This is a genomic window from Vibrio sp. Scap24, from assembly GCF_013394185.1.
Classification (GTDB): Bacteria; Pseudomonadota; Gammaproteobacteria; order Enterobacterales; family Vibrionaceae; genus Vibrio; species Vibrio pomeroyi.
Genome location: NZ_CP041333.1, coordinates 1,561,523 through 1,580,362, shown reverse-complemented (window position 1 = coordinate 1,580,362; position 18,840 = coordinate 1,561,523). Strand labels below are relative to the sequence as shown.

The 18,840-nt window shown below is 44.3% G+C and carries 19 protein-coding genes; 8 read left to right on the top strand and 11 right to left on the bottom strand.

What is annotated here, in order from left to right:
- Window positions 1-30: 30 nt before the first annotated feature.
- Window positions 31-1,638, top strand: coding sequence for a BCCT family transporter (locus tag FLM53_RS22395; protein ID WP_176679343.1), 1,608 nt, complete (start codon window positions 31-33; stop codon window positions 1,636-1,638).
- A gap of 202 nt (window positions 1,639-1,840) precedes the next feature.
- Here the strand turns inward: FLM53_RS22395 and FLM53_RS22390 are convergent, their stop codons facing one another.
- The 4 genes from FLM53_RS22390 to FLM53_RS22375 all read right to left on the bottom strand — a co-directional run bounded on the left by FLM53_RS22390 (window position 1,841) and on the right by FLM53_RS22375 (window position 5,667).
- Window positions 1,841-2,767, bottom strand: coding sequence for a M14 family metallocarboxypeptidase (locus FLM53_RS22390; protein WP_176679344.1), 927 nt, complete (start codon window positions 2,765-2,767; stop codon window positions 1,841-1,843).
- Window positions 2,768-2,949: 182 nt separating this feature from the next.
- On the bottom strand, window positions 2,950-3,984 hold the full coding sequence (locus FLM53_RS22385) for a GGDEF domain-containing protein (protein WP_176679345.1): 1,035 nt from the start codon (window positions 3,982-3,984) through the stop codon (window positions 2,950-2,952).
- 303 nt (window positions 3,985-4,287) lie between these two features.
- Entirely contained in the window at window positions 4,288-5,316 is a 1,029-nt protein-coding gene (gene pyrC / locus FLM53_RS22380) for a dihydroorotase (protein ID WP_017633383.1), read from the bottom strand.
- A 192-nt stretch (window positions 5,317-5,508) separates the two neighbouring features.
- Window positions 5,509-5,667 (bottom strand): YqaE/Pmp3 family membrane protein, encoded by a 159-nt coding sequence (locus FLM53_RS22375; RefSeq protein ID WP_008215717.1) that lies wholly within the window; start codon window positions 5,665-5,667, stop codon window positions 5,509-5,511.
- A 218-nt stretch (window positions 5,668-5,885) separates the two neighbouring features.
- Between FLM53_RS22375 and FLM53_RS22370 the strand changes: the two genes are divergently transcribed.
- A complete protein-coding gene (locus FLM53_RS22370) occupies window positions 5,886-7,727 on the top strand; it encodes a hybrid-cluster NAD(P)-dependent oxidoreductase (protein WP_176679346.1) in 1,842 nt (613 codons plus the stop codon).
- Between the two features lie 106 nt (window positions 7,728-7,833).
- Here the strand turns inward: FLM53_RS22370 and nadE are convergent, their stop codons facing one another.
- Complete coding sequence (gene nadE / locus FLM53_RS22365) at window positions 7,834-8,664, bottom strand: ammonia-dependent NAD(+) synthetase (protein WP_176679347.1); 831 nt, start codon at window positions 8,662-8,664, stop codon at window positions 7,834-7,836.
- A 109-nt stretch (window positions 8,665-8,773) separates the two neighbouring features.
- Between nadE and FLM53_RS22360 the strand changes: the two genes are divergently transcribed.
- The 3 genes from FLM53_RS22360 (at window position 8,774) to FLM53_RS22350 (ending at window position 11,158) form a co-directional block, all read left to right on the top strand.
- On the top strand, window positions 8,774-9,295 hold the full coding sequence (locus FLM53_RS22360; RefSeq protein ID WP_176679348.1) for a nicotinate-nicotinamide nucleotide adenylyltransferase: 522 nt from the start codon (window positions 8,774-8,776) through the stop codon (window positions 9,293-9,295).
- A 27-nt stretch (window positions 9,296-9,322) separates the two neighbouring features.
- A complete protein-coding gene (locus FLM53_RS22355) occupies window positions 9,323-9,805 on the top strand; it encodes a hypothetical protein (protein WP_017633379.1) in 483 nt (160 codons plus the stop codon).
- Window positions 9,806-9,953: 148 nt separating this feature from the next.
- Window positions 9,954-11,158, top strand: a protein-coding gene (locus tag FLM53_RS22350) for an IS3 family transposase (protein WP_176679349.1) whose coding sequence is annotated in 2 segments (ribosomal slippage) — window positions 9,954-10,341 and window positions 10,341-11,158 — 1,206 coding nt in all. Because the reading frame shifts where the segments join, the coding sequence is not laid out codon by codon here.
- 79 nt (window positions 11,159-11,237) lie between these two features.
- On the opposite strand, the gene FLM53_RS22345 is transcribed toward FLM53_RS22350, so the two are convergent.
- Entirely contained in the window at window positions 11,238-11,864 is a 627-nt protein-coding gene (locus tag FLM53_RS22345) for an AraC family transcriptional regulator (RefSeq protein WP_176679350.1), read from the bottom strand.
- A gap of 175 nt (window positions 11,865-12,039) precedes the next feature.
- Between FLM53_RS22345 and FLM53_RS22340 the strand changes: the two genes are divergently transcribed.
- The gene (locus FLM53_RS22340; RefSeq protein ID WP_176679351.1) at window positions 12,040-13,146 is read left to right on the top strand and encodes a 1-acyl-sn-glycerol-3-phosphate acyltransferase; all 1,107 of its coding nucleotides are present in this window, start codon (window positions 12,040-12,042) and stop codon (window positions 13,144-13,146) included.
- A 126-nt stretch (window positions 13,147-13,272) separates the two neighbouring features.
- Here the strand turns inward: FLM53_RS22340 and FLM53_RS22335 are convergent, their stop codons facing one another.
- A complete protein-coding gene (locus FLM53_RS22335; RefSeq protein ID WP_176679352.1) occupies window positions 13,273-13,872 on the bottom strand; it encodes a hypothetical protein in 600 nt (199 codons plus the stop codon).
- A gap of 103 nt (window positions 13,873-13,975) precedes the next feature.
- Between FLM53_RS22335 and FLM53_RS22330 the strand changes: the two genes are divergently transcribed.
- The gene (locus tag FLM53_RS22330; protein WP_176679353.1) at window positions 13,976-14,272 is read left to right on the top strand and encodes a YnjH family protein; all 297 of its coding nucleotides are present in this window, start codon (window positions 13,976-13,978) and stop codon (window positions 14,270-14,272) included.
- Between the two features lie 37 nt (window positions 14,273-14,309).
- Here the strand turns inward: FLM53_RS22330 and FLM53_RS22325 are convergent, their stop codons facing one another.
- A complete protein-coding gene (locus FLM53_RS22325) occupies window positions 14,310-14,609 on the bottom strand; it encodes a YfcZ/YiiS family protein (RefSeq protein ID WP_176679354.1) in 300 nt (99 codons plus the stop codon).
- A 529-nt stretch (window positions 14,610-15,138) separates the two neighbouring features.
- Between FLM53_RS22325 and FLM53_RS22320 the strand changes: the two genes are divergently transcribed.
- Window positions 15,139-15,600, top strand: coding sequence for a TetR/AcrR family transcriptional regulator (locus FLM53_RS22320; RefSeq protein WP_017105619.1), 462 nt, complete (start codon window positions 15,139-15,141; stop codon window positions 15,598-15,600).
- 392 nt (window positions 15,601-15,992) lie between these two features.
- On the opposite strand, the gene FLM53_RS22315 is transcribed toward FLM53_RS22320, so the two are convergent.
- From FLM53_RS22315 to FLM53_RS22305, 3 genes are all read right to left on the bottom strand, one after another.
- A complete protein-coding gene (locus tag FLM53_RS22315; protein WP_176679355.1) occupies window positions 15,993-16,775 on the bottom strand; it encodes a heme ABC transporter ATP-binding protein in 783 nt (260 codons plus the stop codon).
- Window positions 16,775-17,812: an iron ABC transporter permease gene (locus FLM53_RS22310; protein WP_086712827.1), complete on the bottom strand. Its 1,038-nt coding sequence runs from the start codon at window positions 17,810-17,812 to the stop codon at window positions 16,775-16,777. The genes FLM53_RS22315 and FLM53_RS22310 overlap by 1 nt, the downstream gene beginning before the upstream one ends.
- Before the next feature lie 104 nt (window positions 17,813-17,916).
- Window positions 17,917-18,807: a hemin ABC transporter substrate-binding protein gene (locus FLM53_RS22305; RefSeq protein WP_176679356.1), complete on the bottom strand. Its 891-nt coding sequence runs from the start codon at window positions 18,805-18,807 to the stop codon at window positions 17,917-17,919.
- Window positions 18,808-18,840 lie beyond the last annotated feature (33 nt).

Below are 18,840 nucleotides of genomic sequence, written 5' to 3'. Positions count from 1 at the left end.
GTTGAACCGGATATGCGAACATCATAATTTATGAGTTTTAAATCAAAAAAATACAGTATCGATTCTACTGACTATCAAGTTGGTCAAGACAACGTCAGTAAATGGGGCATGGATGTCCATAACACCGTCTTCGTAGCCTCAGTTGGCTTATCTCTTCTTTTCATCATCACTCTTCTTGCTCTTCCTCCTGCAGACGCTAAAGCTGCAATTGATTCTATTAAGGGTGCTGTTCTATCAAAGTTTGACTTCCTGTTTATGTGGGGAGCCAACATCATGTTAGTTTTTGCCGTTGTTCTTGCATTCTCACCTCTAGGCAAAGTTCGCTTAGGTGGTGAAGACGCGACAGCGGACTATTCAATGGCATCTTGGATTGCGATGTTATTCGCAGCAGGTATGGGTATTGGACTTATTTTCTGGGGTGTTGCAGAACCAACAGCGTTCTTCACTAACTGGTTCGGAACACCATTAGACGCAGAACCTTTCACAGCCGCTGGTCGTGAATTAGCATTGGGTGCAACCGTATTCCACTGGGGTTTTCATGCATGGGCTATCTATGGCATGACGGCACTTTGCCTAGCGTACTTTGTTTACAATAAAGGTCTGCCGCTATCTATGCGCTCTGTGTTCTACCCAATTTTGGGTGAGCGAGTATGGGGCAAAACCGGTGATGTTATCGACGTACTAACTGTATTAGTTACTCTGTTCGGTCTTGCGACTTCATTGGGCTTAGGTGGCACACAAGCAGCAAGTGGTATCAGCCACGTGTTCGGCTTGGACAACAACATCTTCCTACAGCAATCGATCATTGTTCTGATCATGGGCTTGGCGATCATCTCTGTTCTGCGTGGCATGGACGGCGGTGTTAAGTTCCTAAGTAACCTGAACATGGTTATTGCGTTCGTATTCCTTGGTCTTATCGCAGTATTGAACTTCACAACTGTGCTTGATTCGATGGCAACGGCTGTAACTGGCTATGTGAAAAATATCGTAGCGCTGAGCCAAAGTGCGGGTCGTGAAGACACAACATGGCTGCACGGTTGGACTGTGTTCTACTGGGCATGGTGGGTAGCGTATGCACCATTCTTCGGTATGTTCGTAGCACGTATTTCTAAAGGCCGTACGGTTCGTGAGTTCCTACTTTGCGTACTGATCATTCCAACGTTAGTTACTTCAGCTTGGATGTCTATCTTCGGTGGCGTGGCTATCGAACAAGTGATTAATCAGGTGGGGCAACTTGGCCTTGACCAAGGCATCACAGACGTATCTCTAAGCTTGTTCTACATGTTAGATGCTTACGAGTTTGGTAGCATCCTGTCTGTTATCGCAGTCGCGCTGATCATCGTGTTCTTCGTTACAACGCTAGACTCTGGTTCTATCGTTATCGATGGCATGACTGCGGGTGGTAAACTTGAAGTACCAGTGAAACAGAAAGTGGTTTGGGCGGTTATCTCAGGCGCTATCGCAATGGTGATGCTGTGGATTGGTGGTACTCAATCAATTCAAGCACTGCAATCTATTACGATTATTGCAGCACTGCCGTTTACGATCATTCTTCTGCTTGGCTGTGTAAGCTTGCTGAAAGGCCTACTGACTGAAGTCGGTAAAGGGCAAGAAACGGTTACTCCGGCAACCAAGTAAATAGTGAACTCAGTAAGTCTCTAGATAGGGGGTTACTCTAATCAGCAGATTCAAAGCTCCCTGGCACCGCGTGCAAGGGAGCTTTTTTATGCCGTGAAGAAATCAACGAAAGAGAAACAAAAAAGAGCCACAAGTGAGTAGTCACTTGTGGCTCTTTTAGTTCTTAGTTCTTGCTATTAGGTACTAATTAGCGGGTGTGCGCTTATGCGTTCAATTCGTGCTGAATAACGTAATCTAAAGCACCAACAACAGCAGCAACTTGAGCATCGTTACACTCTTCGTCTGTTACTTTGTCGCTGTCTGGGTAAACCTCAGTAGTCGTACCGTACTTACAATCCGTCACACCGCCACATAAGCCAAGCTTCTTCATTGGATAGTTGATCACGCCGTGTTGAGTGACGTCTGAACCAATGATCTTGCCTTCGTCATCCGCAGGTGCAATATGCGTTACTTTTTCAACTGAAGCGATGACCGCTGCTTGGAATTCAGGCTGAGGGTTTTCAGTGTCACCCACTGTGTAGAAACCGTCTGGGATCATACCTTCGATGTATTCAATACCATCACGTGCAGCGAGTGCAGGGCGGAATTCAGTTTCATCAGAATCGGTTGTCTCGTGAAGATCAACGTGAACCAAGACTTCTGGCAAAGACGCCACTAATGCCCGTAGGTTTGCTGATTCTTCAGCTGGCGTACCGTCATAGAAAGAGCGGTTTGGATCAACAGCATTTGGGTTCCAGCGGTTGATGACTTCGTAACCCCATGGGCTCACACAAGGTGCTACAACAATGTTGAAGTGCGCAGTGTACTTTCCCGCTTGAGTTGCAGCGAATTTGATCGCGCCATGTACACCACTGGTTTCGTAACCGTGAACACCACCTGTCACGAGGATAGTTGGCTTTGATGCATCCCAGTTTTTGCTCTTGATAGCGAAGAGTGGGAAGCGAGCTTCGTCGTAGCTCAGTGCGCCGTATTGCTCGATGTCAAAGCGGTCTGCCAGTGCTTTAATCTTTGGCACGACTTCTTGTTGGTATTCACGCTTAACCGTTCTTTTCGCAAACCATGCTTGACGCTCTGCTTCTTGCCATTTTTTTCCTGGCTCACCAATAGGGTAGGTGTAGGTACTTTCCATTGTTTTATCTCTGTGGGGTACGTTGTGATGAAGTGAGAATAATCAGCAGAATGGCATCGTGCAACTCTTATTGAACCTGTGTATGTAAATGACGGCCAACATTCCAAATAACATATGTCAGTACAAGTCAGGTGATGGTTAAGTGAGAGGAGCCCTTGATATGTTTGATGAAGATGTTTGGGTTAAGCGGAGACTGTTCCTTCGAATTCACCTTTGCACACGGTATTCCGACCTTGTTCTTTTGCGTGGTACAAGGCTTTATCTGCACGTTCAATCAGATTCGTTCGTTGGTCATTAGGGTGTAATTGAGCGACCCCAAAACTCGCCGTTAATGGCTTTTCTTGCTGTTTCCAGAAGGTGTGACTTTCTATTAGTACTTTTAGTTTCTCTGCTGCTGTACATGCATCATTGATTGCTGTGTCTGGCAACATGATTAAGAACTCTTCACCACCGTAACGAAATGCCACATCGTGTGCTCTTAGATTGTTGATGAGTATCTCACCAAGGTTGTGTAAAACACGATCACCGACTTGGTGGCCATAAACATCATTAACCTGCTTGAAGTGGTCGATGTCTAAAATGATCACCGACAGAGCGTGTTTATGCCGCAGGCTACGTGTCAATTCTCGGCTGGTCATTTCGTTCATCGCTCTTCGATTATAAAGCTGTGTGAGACTGTCTTTTAATGAAGAGCTATAGAGTGACTCCATCAGTCGAGCATTAAGAATCCAATTGTAAGTAAAGCCAAGAGTACTTAGAAGAACCGCAGTCATGATGATAGCGAGCTGGTGGACATTACCGGCATGAAGGAAGTCGCCGATATTAGGTTCTCGTAGGGTGCACCAGATTCTAAACAGCATAAATAGAGAGTGGATGACAAGCACGCCTGTGAGCAGCATGATCGGCAGTTTTAGGTCTTCTACTTGGCTTTTATTGACGACAATCGCGCTTGAAACTGTACAAAGAGTGACATACACAGAGATGACAACCACACGCGCATTCGTAGAAGGTTCGATGACGGAATAATAGATCAACGCAGCTAACGCCAATGGTAAACAAGAGAAAACAGCCAGTGGGTAGATTAAGGGAGCATGTCTGATTTGATGTAAACTGAGTACGACCAAAGCGAACCCTAAAGCAATACAGAAATTGGCAGCGACTTTTGAAAGCCAGAAGGAAATATCATCGCCAAAGCTGAGCAGGGAAAATCCTGCCATTAAAAAAAATACGGCATAGAACAGGCTCCGAGTACCTTGAGCCGGTGCTTGATTTCTTTGTTTAATTATTAGCCCGATGCAATAGGTCCCAGAAAGGAACACCATAATTAAACATAGAGTACGAACGTCTAAGCCTAAACTCATCACTATCCATGTAAATTTATGCATTGTATGGAATAAGATTAGGCGCTAATGGCCTAGAATCAAGGGAATTAAGACATAATTAAAAAAGCCCCTCACTTAATGTGAAGGGCTTTGAAGTTTTTGATTTAAACAAGAAATCTCGTTTAAAACGGTGCTGTGTTATTTAACAGTCCAAGCAATCGTCTCGCCGCCACGGATTGGCACAACAATGTCTGAACCGAAAGGCATCGTCTCAGATACATTCCACTCTTCTTTAACTAGCGTGATGGTGTCTGTGTTACGTGGGATACCGTAGAAGTCAGGGCCGTTGTGGCTCGCGAAACCTTCTAGGTTCTCAAGCTTACCTTCTAGCTCGAATACTTCTGTGTACAGCTCTACTGCTGCGTGCGCAGTGTAAGAACCCGCACAACCACATGCTGACTCTTTAGCGCCTTTCGCGTGTGGTGCTGAGTCTGTACCCAAGAAGAACTTCTTGCTGCCGCTTGTTGCCGCTTCAATCAGTGCTAATTGGTGAGTATTACGCTTAAGGATTGGTAGGCAGTAGAAGTGTGGCTTGATGCCGCCAACCAACATGTGGTTGCGGTTGTAAAGCAAGTGGTGAGCGGTGATAGTCGCAGCAACGTTGTCGTTTGCGTTTTTCACGAAAGTCGCAGCATCTGCTGTTGTGATGTGCTCTAGAACAATCTTCAGATTAGGGAAGTCGTTCACAATCGGTGCTAGTACTGTGTCTAGGAACTGCTTCTCACGGTCAAAGATATCAACATCGTGAGTTGTTACTTCACCGTGTACCAAAAGTAGCATGCCAACTTCCTGCATTGCTTCTAGTACGTGGTAGATGTTCTTAGCAGAGGTTACGCCTGAATCAGAGTTTGTTGTTGCGCCAGCTGGGTAAAGTTTAGCTGCAACCACTGCGCCAGACTCTTTCGCTTTGCGAATTTCATCAGGTGTCGTGTTGTCTGTTAGGTAAAGTGCCATTAGAGGCTGGAACTGTTCACTTGGTTGCTCTGCCATGATGCGTTCACGGTAAGCAAGAGCCATTTCGGTATCGGTTACCGGTGGGATGGTGTTTGGCATGATTAACGCTCGACCATTGTAGCGGCTGATATCGCGCACTGTATCTTTTAATACGTCGCCATCGCGTAGATGAACGTGCCAGTCGTCAGGACGAGTAATCGTAAGTTGTGTCATTGAAGGCTCCCACCATTTGAAGTGTTATGTAGTTGGAGCCTAAACTCGGCGAAATCTGTGAAAGCAATCGCTTACGTTTAGGCGACAGGATGATAGTGGAAAAGCACTTTCATTTCATCCTATTTTTAACTCTTCAGGGTTAGGAGCTTGTTTTTCTGGGTATTTTATTCGGTATTTATTTTTGAAGATGGATTATCGAGTCGCTACCCACAACCCGTGGATCATTCCTGGTACCCAGAAGAAGAAGGTAAGGACAATGTTGATCAGCAAATCTTTACCTGCGCCACGAGCGAAAAACACGCCAACAGGCGGAAGCAGTACACATAAAATGATAATGACGAGTTTGTTCATGATAAATCCTTTTTATTCAATGAAAGTTCAATGCGGTAACCGTGATCATATTATAGAACGTCCGGAGAGTGTTAATGCATTGCTGTTTTTATGTATAGAAGACAGTCGTTTAAACATCTCAAGATATTAGCTTAGTATCAAGTGTTTAATGCCTGCCAGTTTATCTATTTATAACCATTTGTTAGCATTGGGACAAACAACAAAACATTGGAATCGTTATGTCGCAGCTATCTTCAGGTCAACAGCCTTCCTTATCTCAAATCAATGTGTTTCCGGTAAAATCTGTGGGCGGCATCTCGCTCTCTTCTGCTTGGGTCGAAAAACAAGGCCTTACCTTCGACAGACGTTTTATGTTGGCATTGGCTGACGGTTCAATGGTCACGGCACGTAAGTACCCGAAGATGGTTAAGGTATCTTCAAGCTTGCAACCAGACGGTTTGATTTTCACTTATGAAGGCAAAGAACCGCTGCGACTAAAATACGCGAACTTCAAGATGCAAGAAGCGCCAGCAACGGTTTGGAAAGACAGCTTCACCGCTTACACCACTAACGATGAAGCCGATGATTGGTTCAGTGATGTGTTGGGTGTTCGTGTTGAGTTATTGTTCTCAGGCGAGCAATCGAATCGTGTTCGTGAAAAGCTCGGCCAGAACGTAAGTTTCGCTGATGGCTATCCAATGTTGGTGATCAGCCAAGCATCCCTTGATGAGCTGAATCGCCGAAGCCCTGAAGTCCATTCTATGGATCAGTTCCGCACTAACTTTGTTGTCTCTAATACAGAAGCCTTTGCTGAAGATGGTTGGAAGCGCATACGAATCGGCGAGGTTGAATTTGAAGCAGTGAAACCTTGTGAGCGCTGTATTCTGACGACGGTAGATGTTGAGCGTGGCGAATTTAGAGCAACAAAAGAGCCGCTGAATACCTTCTCGACTTTCAGAGCCAATGAGCGCGGTGGCGTGTTCTTTGGTCAAAACCTAGTGGCAAAAAATGAAGGTTTAATCAAAGCCGGTGATGTGGTTGAGGTGCTCGAAACCAAAGAGAAAGAGCACTACGAAGACACATGGGTTGAGTCGCTGCACTTAACTTGTGTTGAACGTGAAGAGATCGCTCGCGACTTTACAACGTTTTGGTTAGAACCTACAAAAGAAACCCACTCACTGCCAAGTTATCAACCGGGACAACATTTACCGATTGAAATGGTGATTGATGGCGAGAAGGTCTCTCGTCGTTACACCTTATCTTCTAGTCCGTCACGAGCGGGTCGCTTAGCGATTTCAGTGAAGCGTGTCGATGATGGCCAAATCTCTAATTGGTTAAATGATCACTTTCAAGTGGGTGACACGCTAGTCGCTCAAAATCCAGATGGCGCGTTCTATTTGGAAGATAACCCAACTCATCCATTACTACTGTTGTCAGCGGGAAGTGGCATCACACCAATGTTGTCGATGCTTCGTTACTTAGCCGACCATGGTCAGATTGATGATGTGGTGTTCTATCACCAATGCAGCAGTGAAGAAGATATCCCTTATCAAGCTGAGATTGATAAGATCGCTCGCGAACATGCTGGGCTTCGCGTGATTTATTCACTAAGCCAACCAACGAAAGATTGGGATGGTCTGTCTGGTCGTTTGAGCGTGTCTCATGTTGCAAAAATTGATGAGTTACATAAGCGCCAAGCGTTCGTGTGTGGCCCTGACGGCTTTATGGATAATGCCAAGAAACTGCTGATTCAAATGGGGCTGAACCCTCAGCATTACCATCAAGAAGCGTTTGGTGTTGCTCAATTGACCGAGGAAGCTGTGAAGCAACTTCAGTTGAGTGTGAATGGCTACTTGTTCGAAGGTAATAACCAGTCAACCTTGCTAGAGCAAGCAGAGTCGGCGGGTGTGTCTATCGCATCAAGCTGTCGCGCGGGTTTCTGTGGTGCTTGTAAAGTGACCCTTGAGTCTGGGCAAGTTCATCAACCGGATGTACCGGCGTTGCAAGAGCATGAACGCAACATGGGGCAAATACTAGCGTGTTGCAGTGTGCCTCAAACTGATATCGAAGTCGTAGACTAACTCGTTAGGCCGGAAGACCGGAAAGAAAAGCGCATTTAATAGAAAAGGCCGGAAGTTCACTGAAATGAACTTCCGGCCTTTTTGATTCTGAGACTAATTCAGTAAATTAATCGTAGATCGTTGGAATCGGTTGACGCTTGTGTTGTGTTGCTTTGTAGATACCTACTAAGCGGTCAGACACATTTTGAGGGACTTCTTTACCTTCAAGGAAATCATCGATTTGATCGTAAGAAAGGTTCAATGCTGCTTCGTCGGCTTTCTGTGGATCAAGCTCTTCTAGGTCGGCAGTTGGAACTTTCTTAACCAATAGTTCTGGCGCACCTAGCGTTGCTGCAAGTTCACGAACTTGACGCTTGTTTAGGCCAAACAAAGGCGCTAAATCACAGGCACCGTCACCGTGTTTGGTGTAGAAGCCAGTGATGTTTTCTGCTGAGTGGTCAGTACCAATTACAAGACCGCCAACGTAACCAGCAATTTCGTATTGCGCGATCATGCGAGCGCGAGCTTTCACATTACCTTTCACAAAGTCGATTTTTGCTGAGTCTGTTGGTAGTAAACCTGTACCTTCAAGTGCAACGTGAGATGCAGCGTGAAGCCCATCAACACCCGCTTTGATGTTTACAGAAACAGATTGAGAAGGCTGGATGAAAGAGAGAGCAAGCTGTGCTTCGTCTTCATCTTTTTGCTCGCCATAAGGTAGGCGAACCGCAATGAATTGGTAGTCGTTGCTGCCAGAGTTTTCATTCAGGCTATCAACGGCCATCTGTGCCAAACGGCCACAGGTCGTTGAGTCTACACCGCCACTGATACCAAGGATGAGAGACTTGCAGCCTGACTGCTGAAGTTTCGTTTTAATAAAGTCCACACGACGAGTCACTTCGAAGTGAGGGTCAATTGAAGGTAGTACGCGCATTTCGTCACGAATTAACTGTTCCATTCGTATTCCTTTCCTGCAAGCAAATTAAAAATCTAGTGTTATCATACCTAAATCATCCGATTTAAAAACCTCTTTGCACAAGCTTAGAAAGAGAAGGCAGTAATAAATAATGGAAAAAATAGCCATTTTCGGTAGTGCGTTTAATCCACCGAGCCTAGGGCATAAAAGTGTGATTGATTCGTTGGCTCACTTTGACAAAATTCTACTCGTTCCAAGTATTGCCCATGCTTGGGGAAAAGAGATGCTAGACTTTGATACGAGATGTCAGTTAGTTAACGCATTTATCAGTGATCTTTCATTGGATCAAGTTGAGCTTTCTTTGATCGAAAAGAGCCTATTTACACCTGGTGAAAGCGTAACCACATATGCAGTGCTCAGTGAACTGCAAAAGTTACATCGTGACGCTGAACTGACGTTTGTGATTGGGCCGGATAACTTCTTTAAGTTCTCATCTTTCTATAAATCCGATGAGATTACTGAACGTTGGTCTGTAATGGCTTGCCCTGAAAAAGTGAAAATACGTAGTACTGACATACGTAATGCGCTGATAAGTGGAAGCGATGTTACAAAATTGAGTACTAAGTCAGTTACAAAGATGTTGCAAGATAGTGGACTGTATCAGATAATGTGAGTTCACTAATCAAGAGGTCAGAGGACTATGCTAAAGAGCGCGATACCAGCGACGTTGATCATGGCAGCATGCAGTATGCCTGCTTATGCTGAATGTGATTTTTTTAGCTTAGATTCGATCATGCTGACTTCTGATGACGACAACTGTTTGGATTTTTCTTCGAGCATTGAGTCTTTCGGCCAACGTATGATGGAAATCAGTGGGCTCAGCGATGAAGAAGCGCAGAGTACACCTGATTATTGGTCTGACTGGGTACTTCAAAGTAAAGACGCACCGCTACTGACACAAAGCATTGAATCAAACTATGTAGGTTTGGGGATGTGGTTTCCTGAAGATCTGGAAGATGAGCAGTATGATATGTCTACAGAGGAGTGGCTGCTAAACCACGGCTTACAACTCAGCATTGGTTTTGGTGAGAAGGTCGAAGGGCAACCTCGTATGCGCTTTGACTACCGTTGGCACGACTCGCGTGATGCCGACCTAATGATGCAGGTTGAATTGCCTTTTTAAGGGAAAAAACCGAAGGTTTGCTCTGAACCTAAAACAGATGTTAAAGAATTAAAAAAGCCGCAAAGACTCAGTTTTTGCGGCTTTTTAGTATCTGGTGTACCGTCCTAAATATGGTTGACACATTTCCAACATGAAATTGGAGAGTGTCATGAAAACAACAAGTAGACGTACTCAACGAGATTATTCTCTTGCCTTTAAATTGTCAGTCGTAAGCCAAGTTGAAAAAGGCGAAATGACTTATAAGCAAGCTCAAGAACGTTATGGGATCCAAGGTCGCTCTACCGTTTTAGTTTGGCTTCGCAAACATGGTCAACTAGATTGGTCTAAAGGAACAGAACAATCGAGAGCGTTAGGAGCGACTATGTCAAACTCTTCCTCAACTCAAACCCCAGAGCAACGAATCAAAGAACTCGAGCAGCAATTAGAAGAGACTCAGCTCAAAGCTGAGTTCTTTGAAGCGGTTGTAAAAGTCATGGATAGAGATTTCGGAGTCCGAATTTCAAAGAAGCGCAAGGCCGAGTTATTAAGGAAAAAACGGTCAGAAAGTTGACCGTCACTAAGGCTTGTCACTTCATCGGTATTACACGACAAGCTTTCTACAAGCGCTGTGTTGCAGAAATTCATCAGACAAAGAAAGATGAATCAGTACTCGGTTTTGTGAAGGAGCAAAGGATGATGCACCCTCGTATAGGAACTCGTAAGCTCAAGTACTTACTTGCTCAGAACGATATTGAAATCGGGCGAGACCGCTTATTCTCTCTGCTGAGAATGAATCGATTGTTAGTGCAGAATCGAAGGGCTTATCATCGAACCACCAACAGTAATCATCGCTTTTACTGTCATCCAAATCGAATCAAAGAAGGCTTAAGACCGGAAAGACCAGAGCAATTATGGGTTGCCGATATTACTTATCTAGCAACGCGGTGTGGTAGTACTTATCTCAGTTTAGTGACGGACGCTTACTCAAGAAAAATTGTGGGCTATCACATAGGTGATGATATGAAAGCTCGCACGATCAAGCTGGCCTTTTTAAACGCGTTGAAAGAGCGGAAGAATACAGGTGAGCTTGTACATCACTCAGATCGAGGTGTTCAATACTGCTCGGTGGAATACCAAGAGTTGCATCGGCAGTATGATGTATCTTGCTCAATGACTGATGGCTATGACTGTTATCAGAATGCGTTGGCAGAGAGGATCAACGGAATATTGAAGATGGAGTATCTGTTGAATAAACCGAATGATTTAGATGAAGCAAAGAAAATGGTCGCTGAATCAGTAAAAATATATAATGAATATAGGCCTCACACAGCTCTAAAATACAAAACGCCCGATGAAATACATCGAGCGTTTTAGTCAATCAAGTGTCAACCCATATCAGGACGGGTCATGGACGAGATTTTCAGTCTTCTCAGTCTTTTCAGTCTTTTGGCGCTTATAGGTCGTCACCAAAAACAAGCATGCACAGCTGTTCAAACTCTTCTTCTTTACCTGAGAACAAATCATCGATCACAGCAGCTCGCTTCTGACCTGACTGCATACGCTTCTTCGCTTCACGCATGACCATCACCAAGGTGTGCTCTTGTGGCAGGTTAGAGTCATCAATGTTCCATTGATTGAATCGCTGAGACAGGGCACTTTCACAAAGCAGTGGCTTAAACGACAACACTTCTTGCTTCAATACAGACAGCATATCTTTACAGGCTTGCTCGGTATTGTTGGCACTTGAAGTACGAGACTTAGTCAGTTCTAGTTTTTCGAGTAGTGCCAAAGATAGGTTGGTTTGAGTGATGTAACCCGCTTGTCTTGGGAATGAATCCGTCAAGCGTACAGAGAAGTCGACGCGATTAATCTGAGTGTTTGGAAAGTAGGTCAGTGATGTTAAGCAGTCGTATGGGATCCAGATGCTTTGCCCTGGTTCAACGGCGTACTCTTGTTTACCCAGCTTTATCAAAACCAAGCCACTTTGAACGGATACAAGGCTATGTTTAAGTACTTTCTTGCGTGGTGTGATCACCAAGTGTGAAAAGTAAGCCGATGTATATTCAATAGCGAAATTCATAGATAGTACCTTAATTTTGGGGCGTCAAGATTACCGTTAATCTCAAAGAATGCCAACAATAACAGGGGATTTTCAATGTTTCTGGTCTGACCTTGTCAAAAGTATGGGCTCTGTAGCTGCGAGAAGTCAAAACAACGCGTAGAATGAGCCAGCTTTTTATTATATGAATTAAAAAATGACCTCTCCAACCGATCCATATGTTGATATTCGTCCTTACGGCGATGATGAAATTCCAGCGGCACTAAACCGCCTTATTAATGATGAAGAATTTATCAGTGCGATACTGCACTACCGTTTTTCAAACCATGCGTCTTGGTTCAAAGCATTAATGAGTCCAATTTTACGTGTGTACTTAAAAATGAAGTGGAGCAAGCTGACTAGCGTTGAGTCCATTCAGATTGAAGTGAAAAAGTACTTACGTGACACGCTTGCTAAAACTACAAACGGTGTGACGTACACGGGTGTAGAATCACTGGATGCGAATCAAGCTTACCTGTTTGTATCAAACCATCGTGACATTGCTATGGATCCGGCGTTAGTAAATTACGCTCTGCATCAAAATAATCATCAGACCTGTCGCATCGCGATTGGTGACAACCTGTTGAAGAAGCCATGTGCGACTGAATTGATGCGTCTGAACAAGAGTTTCATCGTTAAGCGTTCTTTGAAAGGACCGCGTGAAATGATGAAAGCACTAGGCCAGTTGTCTTCTTACATTAAGCACTCTCTAGATACTGGTAACTCTATCTGGATCGCTCAAAAAGAAGGCCGAGCGAAAGACGGTAATGATTTTACAGAGCCTGCTATCTTGAAAATGTTCCACGTTGAAGGGCGTAAGCAGAAGATCGCTTTCCCTGAGTATGTGAAATCATTGAAGATTGTACCGGTCGCTATTTCTTACGAAAATGATCCGTGTGATACGGCTAAAGCCATCGAACTTTTTGAAAAAGACGTTAACGGCAGCTACGAAAAAGGTGAGTTTGAAGATATCGAAAGTATCATTCAGGGCATCATCGGTAATAAAGGTCGCGTGCATGTTGGTTTCGGTCAGGTTATCGACCAAGATTTTGATACTCCAGAAGCATTGGCTGAAGAGATCGATCGTCAGATCCACGAGAACTACAAACTGTTCCCAGTAAACCTATTGGCGGCAGAAAAAGAAGACGAGTCGATTACTGCTGCGGTTAAGCAAGAGTTTGAAGAGAAACTTTCGAGCTTGCCAAAAGGTGCGCGTCAGTATCTGATTGATAGCTATGCGAACCCAGTGAAGAATATTGGTTAGCGAAGATCTTGCTTAATAAGCATCAGTTGATTAATTGATTGATTGAATTGAAAAAGGAGCCTTGGGCTCCTTTTTTGTTTTTGCTGCTTTATCTTTGCATTTAAAGAGGATGAACTGTCGGATAGATTAGCGAGCGACTGCGCCACCCAGATCTAAATTGGTTGGCCATGTAGTTACAGTGTTGCCGCCCAGATAGATGTTGCCTCTGACTGTCATTGTATCGGGAAACGCTGTAATAGCTGAGCCTCCGATGTATAAATCACCGTCAATCACGATTCCGTTGGGTAGCTCTGTTAAAGGCGTACGAATCACGCTCAAGTCACCCTTTACTCTAAAGCCGTTTGGTAGCCTTTGCAGTGGGGTGTCGGTGAGGTTGATAAACCCGCCCACTCGTACACCTCTTGGCCAGCTAGTGATTTGGCTGCCAATCAAATCGGCATAACCTTTGATCTTAACCCCAGTTGGAACTCTTGCTAGCTGGCTGTTAGACGCTTTAAGGCTGCCGTTAACTTCTAAGCCTTTAGGTAGGCGAGTGATCGCTGTGTTTTCGATATTGAGATTGCCATCGACCACTAAGCCCGTAGGAAGCGAGGTATAAGGCTTATTACGTAGATATAAGTTTCCGTAATTATCGAGATGGTTCAATATTTGATAGTGATCGAGTGGTTCAGCACTGACATTTGTTATGGTTAGGGAACCAATAATAAGTGCAATTATTCTGAGCATAACGGGCTTCTTATTACGATAGACGCTAACACTATAATGGAAAAATTATTCTCGCATAGTGTTTTACCCATTTGGCGGTAGGTGAAAGAGGAATTAAGCGATAATGGCAGGTAAATCAATGATTAGAGTAAACACACAAATAATTAAGGTCTTTCTGGTTACAGCTTCGCTGTTTGGCTCTATGTCTGTAAGTGCGAACAAAGTAATTTCAACACCCGCAAAGGCTGCAGTGTTGGTGACTCAAGGCGGACAACAGCAACGAGTTTGTTATTACGATGATAAGGCTTATAGCGTTGGTGCAGTGTTAGCGGTTGGTGGTGTCGTGATTCGGTGCGCTGCAGAAAACGATTTTGAGCAAAACGGTTCACTGGCTTGGATTGAAATAAAAAAAGACGAGTAAAGTTACTCGTCTTTTAATAAGAATATGAATGCTTATATTAACGCGCTAGAGAGCGAGTCTTAAGTTCAAAAATAATCTTTTCAGCGCTGACTTCAAATTTAAAGCGAGCATGCAATTCCGTGCTTTCTTCTGTCATCTCTGACGCTTCAAATTCAACGTTGCTAGACACTTGTTTAGCAAGTTCAACGTACTTAGCAAACTCAGTTTCAATGATTGCTTTAGAGTTACCGTAAACCGTTACTTCAGCAACATCGTCGCCTTCTTTAATGATGAACCCGATTTCACCTGCGCATCCGCAAGCCTCACATACATCGTTGTTACCCATATCTTGGCTCATAAATAATCCTCTTACAAAGTCTGAGGTTATTCTAACGAGCAATTTGAACTGTATCTACAAAAATTAAAATCTTTGAACTAATTTATACTGGTATGCTATGTTGTTTGTTAAGGGGTTAAATGAATATGTACATTCGCGCCGACAAATATGTATGTGATCTATCTCATGTTTTGTTGAAAAGCAGTGTCATTAATTTGTCAGAATATCATTCAGTTAGTTGCGTCGTAACTGATTTTATAAGACTATCTATTGCTTGATAGGTATTTATACAATGAATTTATCGTTGGGTATTTGATATTCTAAGTAGTTATTTTAGATTAACCACTTAGAGCGGTAAGGTGACTTTCGAAGGATAATTAGACAAAGTGCCCAAAGAGGCAGCACTGTAAAATTGTTCGTACAAAGTATTTGTCGGTATTTAATGGAAATACTTGCGAAAAAATACCTTGCTCACATAATGCTGATAACGATTTTCATTCTGACTTCATTTGATTGAGTTAGATGGATTTACAAAGAGAAGAGCCTGAATATGCCAAAGCGTAGTAAAGAAGATACAGAAATCACTATCCAGAAAATCATGGATGCCGTTGTAGACCAGCTACTAAGATTGGGTTACGACAAGATGTCATACACGACGTTAAGTCAGCAAACGGGCGTTTCTCGTACAGGTATAAGCCACCACTTTCCAAAGAAAACAGATTTCACAGCTGCTCTAGACGGTCGAATCTTCAAGATGTTCATGGAACACATTGATTTCGAAAACGGTCTGGATGCATTCTCTGCTAGCTGGGTTACAGCACTTGAAGACGCTGAGTTCCTAGCAATCTTACGTTTACTTTTCCATCATATCGTTACTGCTGAAAGCGCACATGAGTTCGCGGCAAACGGTATTGATCGTCTATACAAACTGACTGAAACTCAGTTTGGCGATACTAGCGGTAAAGAACTAGAGTGGTTGATTGGTAAGTCATTGATTCGTATGAGCCAATAATCAACACACAATGAAAGAAGCTCCTGAGGGGGCTTTTTTTGTGCCTATCGTTTGTGCTTTTGCTCTTTTTCTATCGAATTTACTGCTCTTTCTCATCTGCTTGTTTGTGTACAGCGGCGTTATTTCTATTCTTTTTAACCGCTTACATTCATGCCCTTCCTTCACTCTCACGGTGAAAAGCTAAGTAGCCCTAATTGATAATGTTCACTTATAGAGCCTCAAACGCTCAGGGTGAGACGTTTTGGGGTTCATTGCTATGGTTGCTAGTAAAATTAAGTTTAAGGCGTGAGAGAGGCTATGAGCCAATAAAAAGCCTCGAGAAAATCGAGGCTTATAATGACTTAATTGTTATTAGGAGCGAATATTCACAACGAATAGGTTTTAAATCGAGACTATTGGGCTGGGTGAACTTGAGGGAAGCTCATGGTTGGGTGCTTTTCTACAATACTTTTGTAGCCGTACACATCCTCGATCATAGAAGGTTCAAGCGACTCCCAAGGGCTACCATCGCAAACCAAATTACCGTCTTTTAATACTACCAGTCGGTCAGAATACTGAGCGGCTAGGTTTAGGTCGTGCAAAACCACGATAACGGCGGCATTGTGGTTGTCGGCTAACTCTCTCGCAATTTTTAAGGTGTTGTGCTGGTGGGCGAGATCCAGTGCTGATGTCGGTTCATCAAGCATTAAGATGCATTGGTCACCAGAGTGGTGAAGCTGGGTTAACACTCGAGCTAAGTGAACACGCTGTTTTTCACCGCCAGATAGGGAAGGGTAGAGCCTTTCACTCAGGTGAGTGACATCAGCCACTTCCATTTTTTGGCTAGCGATGCTCGTGAGCTGTTTGTTAGATTCTTGTAGAGGAATACCACCAAGCTCGACAACTTCGTGCGCCAGAAATGGAAAGGTCAAGGTACTGTGCTGAGGAAGCATCGCCAGGTGTTTCGCCAACTTCTGTGAAGGCCACTTGTCCTTGGTGTGTCCAAAATACTGGATATCACCCGTGCTCGATATCTCCTGACATAAGGCTTTAAGTAACGTGCTTTTTCCTGCGCCGTTTGGCCCAAGCAGTGTAGTTACCTTTCCTGCTTCTATCTCAATAGAAACGCCATCTAAAATCACTTTGCTGCCGAACTTCACTTCGATGTCGGTTGCTTTTAACGCTGCAGGAAACATTAAAGGATTCTCCCTTTCTGTTGGAATAATAGATACAAGAAGAATGGAGCGCCGATGATTGCGGTGACAATACCTACTGGCAACTCAGCTGGTGCCAAAGCCACGCGTGAGAACATGTCTGCAGCCGTTAGTAGTAATGCGCCTAGAACCGCTGACAGGGGAAGCAGCACTCGATGATCTGGCCCCGCTAACATGCGGCCTAAATGAGGGATTACAAGCCCGATAAAGCCAATCATGCCTGACAGGCTCACTGTGATACCAACGCCCGCAGCCGTCAGTAGAATCAGCTTTCGTTTTAACTTTTGTACCGGAATACCAAGGTGTTGCGCTTCTGATTCACCCAGTAATAGAGCATTCAAAGACATCGCTTGGCGGTAGAACACAACAAACAGACCAACGAGCGTAACTGCAGCAAGCAAAATACCCGACCACTTTGCGCCTGCCAGTGAACCCATCGACCATAGTGAAAGGTCACGCAGCATTTGGTCATCAGCAATGAAGTTTAAGAAGCCAATACCTGCGCCTGATAGTGCACTGATTGCCACACCTGCAAGCAACATGATGGTTACTGAAGTGCCGAATTTGCCAGTACCAAGCTTGTAAACCAGCAGCGTGGTTAAAGCGCCGCCCAAAAAGGCAAACACAGGTACTGCTGCAAAGTTCATGAAGGCCGGGTATTGAAGTGAAAGTTCAGAGAACAGAACGATAGCCAGTGCAGCACCTAATGCTGCGCCCGCAGACACACCGATGATGCCAGGTTCGGCAAGTGGGTTTCGAAACAGACCCTGCATTACCGCGCCACATAAGGCGAGGATTGCACCAATCAGCATGCACAAGATGGTTCTAGGTAAGCGAATTTCTTGAATGACTAAGTTGATGTGAGGTGCTAAGTCATTGTTTGGTTGAATTAAGCTTGTGGCGCTGTCCGCTAAGCTAATGTTCATTGGCCCAACAGTGATCGAGTACAGTGCGACAAAGGCTAGGGTAGCTCCTAGGCCTAACATCGACGTTTTCAGTGGGACGGATCGTAACAACATAAAGGGCCTCAATATCTATCGCTAACTTTAATCACCTTCACCAACAGCATGAGTCAGTTGGTGAAGGGAAGTGAATTAGCGATAGCAGAAATAGGGTGGTTGAGTTATAGCGGGTAGATAAGTGCGTTTAAACGCTTAGCTTCAGAGAGACTTTCTAGGCCAAGCCCGCCAACCAAAGCGCTGCCATTTACGGTAATGATTTGCTTGTTCATACCTGCAGGCGTTGCCGCTAGCATAGGTAGTGATTTCAGGATGGCATCTGCGCCGCCCATTTTTTGATAACTACGGCCGCTGACTAAAATGACATCAGGTTGCATCTCAACGAGTGATTCCATTGAAAGTGGCTTGTAAGACGTTAAGCTCTGAGCTGCAGGGTTGATGCCGCCAGCTAATTCGATGATTGCGTTTGGTGATGTTTCACCGCCAGCAACGTTCGCAGGGCGACCTTCATGCAGTAACAGGAACAGAACTTTCTTCGCTTCGTTGCTCGGTACCTGATTAGCTTTCAGTGCTGCGATCTTTTGATTCACTTCGGCTTTCACTTGTTGAGAGTGGTCTTCGGTATGAGTGATCTTTGCGATTTGGTCGATACGCTTTAACAGCCCTTCAACGTTTGCTTCAGTGTTCACGATCTCGACATCGACGCCTGCCGATTTTAATTGAGAGATAGCGTTGTCTGGTCCCATTTCATCAGAGCCAATCAATGTGGTTGGTTCTAGGGCAAGCAAACCTTCAGCTGACAGGTTTCTGTGGTAGCCAATCTTTGGCAGGTTTTCAGATTGAGGGAAGCGGCTAGTTACATCAATACCTACTAACTGTTCTTCTGCGCCAAGCGCTAAAACTAATTCGGTAACTGCACTACCTGCACTGATGATGCGGGGTTGTTCAACGTCGTTTGCCATCGCAGTTGGTGCAGTCAATGCCAAGCTCATAGCGGCTACTGAAAGGAAATGTGTCTTGGTCTTTAATTTATTGAGCACGTTTAAGTTGTTCATAATAAGTTCTTTATAGATTCTTTTTGTATCGCG

What these genes read in the sequence shown, in the direction of transcription:
- FLM53_RS22315 (WP_176679355.1), bottom strand. Translation starts at nt 16,775, where the DNA reads ATGTTTCCTGCAGCGTTAAAAGCAACCGACATCGAAGTGAAGTTCGGC.
- FLM53_RS22305 (WP_176679356.1), bottom strand. Translation starts at nt 18,807, where the DNA reads ATGAACAACTTAAACGTGCTCAATAAATTAAAGACCAAGACACATTTC.
- FLM53_RS22330 (WP_176679353.1), top strand. Translation starts at nt 13,976, where the DNA reads ATGGCAGGTAAATCAATGATTAGAGTAAACACACAAATAATTAAGGTC.
- FLM53_RS22355 (WP_017633379.1), top strand. Translation starts at nt 9,323, where the DNA reads ATGCTAAAGAGCGCGATACCAGCGACGTTGATCATGGCAGCATGCAGT.
- FLM53_RS22340 (WP_176679351.1), top strand. Translation starts at nt 12,040, where the DNA reads ATGACCTCTCCAACCGATCCATATGTTGATATTCGTCCTTACGGCGAT.
- FLM53_RS22325 (WP_176679354.1), bottom strand. Translation starts at nt 14,609, where the DNA reads ATGAGCCAAGATATGGGTAACAACGATGTATGTGAGGCTTGCGGATGC.
- FLM53_RS22375 (WP_008215717.1), bottom strand. Translation starts at nt 5,667, where the DNA reads ATGAACAAACTCGTCATTATCATTTTATGTGTACTGCTTCCGCCTGTT.
- FLM53_RS22395 (WP_176679343.1), top strand. Translation starts at nt 31, where the DNA reads ATGAGTTTTAAATCAAAAAAATACAGTATCGATTCTACTGACTATCAA.
- FLM53_RS22390 (WP_176679344.1), bottom strand. Translation starts at nt 2,767, where the DNA reads ATGGAAAGTACCTACACCTACCCTATTGGTGAGCCAGGAAAAAAATGG.
- FLM53_RS22345 (WP_176679350.1), bottom strand. Translation starts at nt 11,864, where the DNA reads ATGAATTTCGCTATTGAATATACATCGGCTTACTTTTCACACTTGGTG.
- FLM53_RS22360 (WP_176679348.1), top strand. Translation starts at nt 8,774, where the DNA reads ATGGAAAAAATAGCCATTTTCGGTAGTGCGTTTAATCCACCGAGCCTA.
- FLM53_RS22335 (WP_176679352.1), bottom strand. Translation starts at nt 13,872, where the DNA reads ATGCTCAGAATAATTGCACTTATTATTGGTTCCCTAACCATAACAAAT.
- FLM53_RS22320 (WP_017105619.1), top strand. Translation starts at nt 15,139, where the DNA reads ATGCCAAAGCGTAGTAAAGAAGATACAGAAATCACTATCCAGAAAATC.
- nadE (WP_176679347.1), bottom strand. Translation starts at nt 8,664, where the DNA reads ATGGAACAGTTAATTCGTGACGAAATGCGCGTACTACCTTCAATTGAC.
- FLM53_RS22370 (WP_176679346.1), top strand. Translation starts at nt 5,886, where the DNA reads ATGTCGCAGCTATCTTCAGGTCAACAGCCTTCCTTATCTCAAATCAAT.
- pyrC (WP_017633383.1), bottom strand. Translation starts at nt 5,316, where the DNA reads ATGACACAACTTACGATTACTCGTCCTGACGACTGGCACGTTCATCTA.
- FLM53_RS22385 (WP_176679345.1), bottom strand. Translation starts at nt 3,984, where the DNA reads ATGGCAGGATTTTCCCTGCTCAGCTTTGGCGATGATATTTCCTTCTGG.
- FLM53_RS22310 (WP_086712827.1), bottom strand. Translation starts at nt 17,812, where the DNA reads ATGTTGTTACGATCCGTCCCACTGAAAACGTCGATGTTAGGCCTAGGA.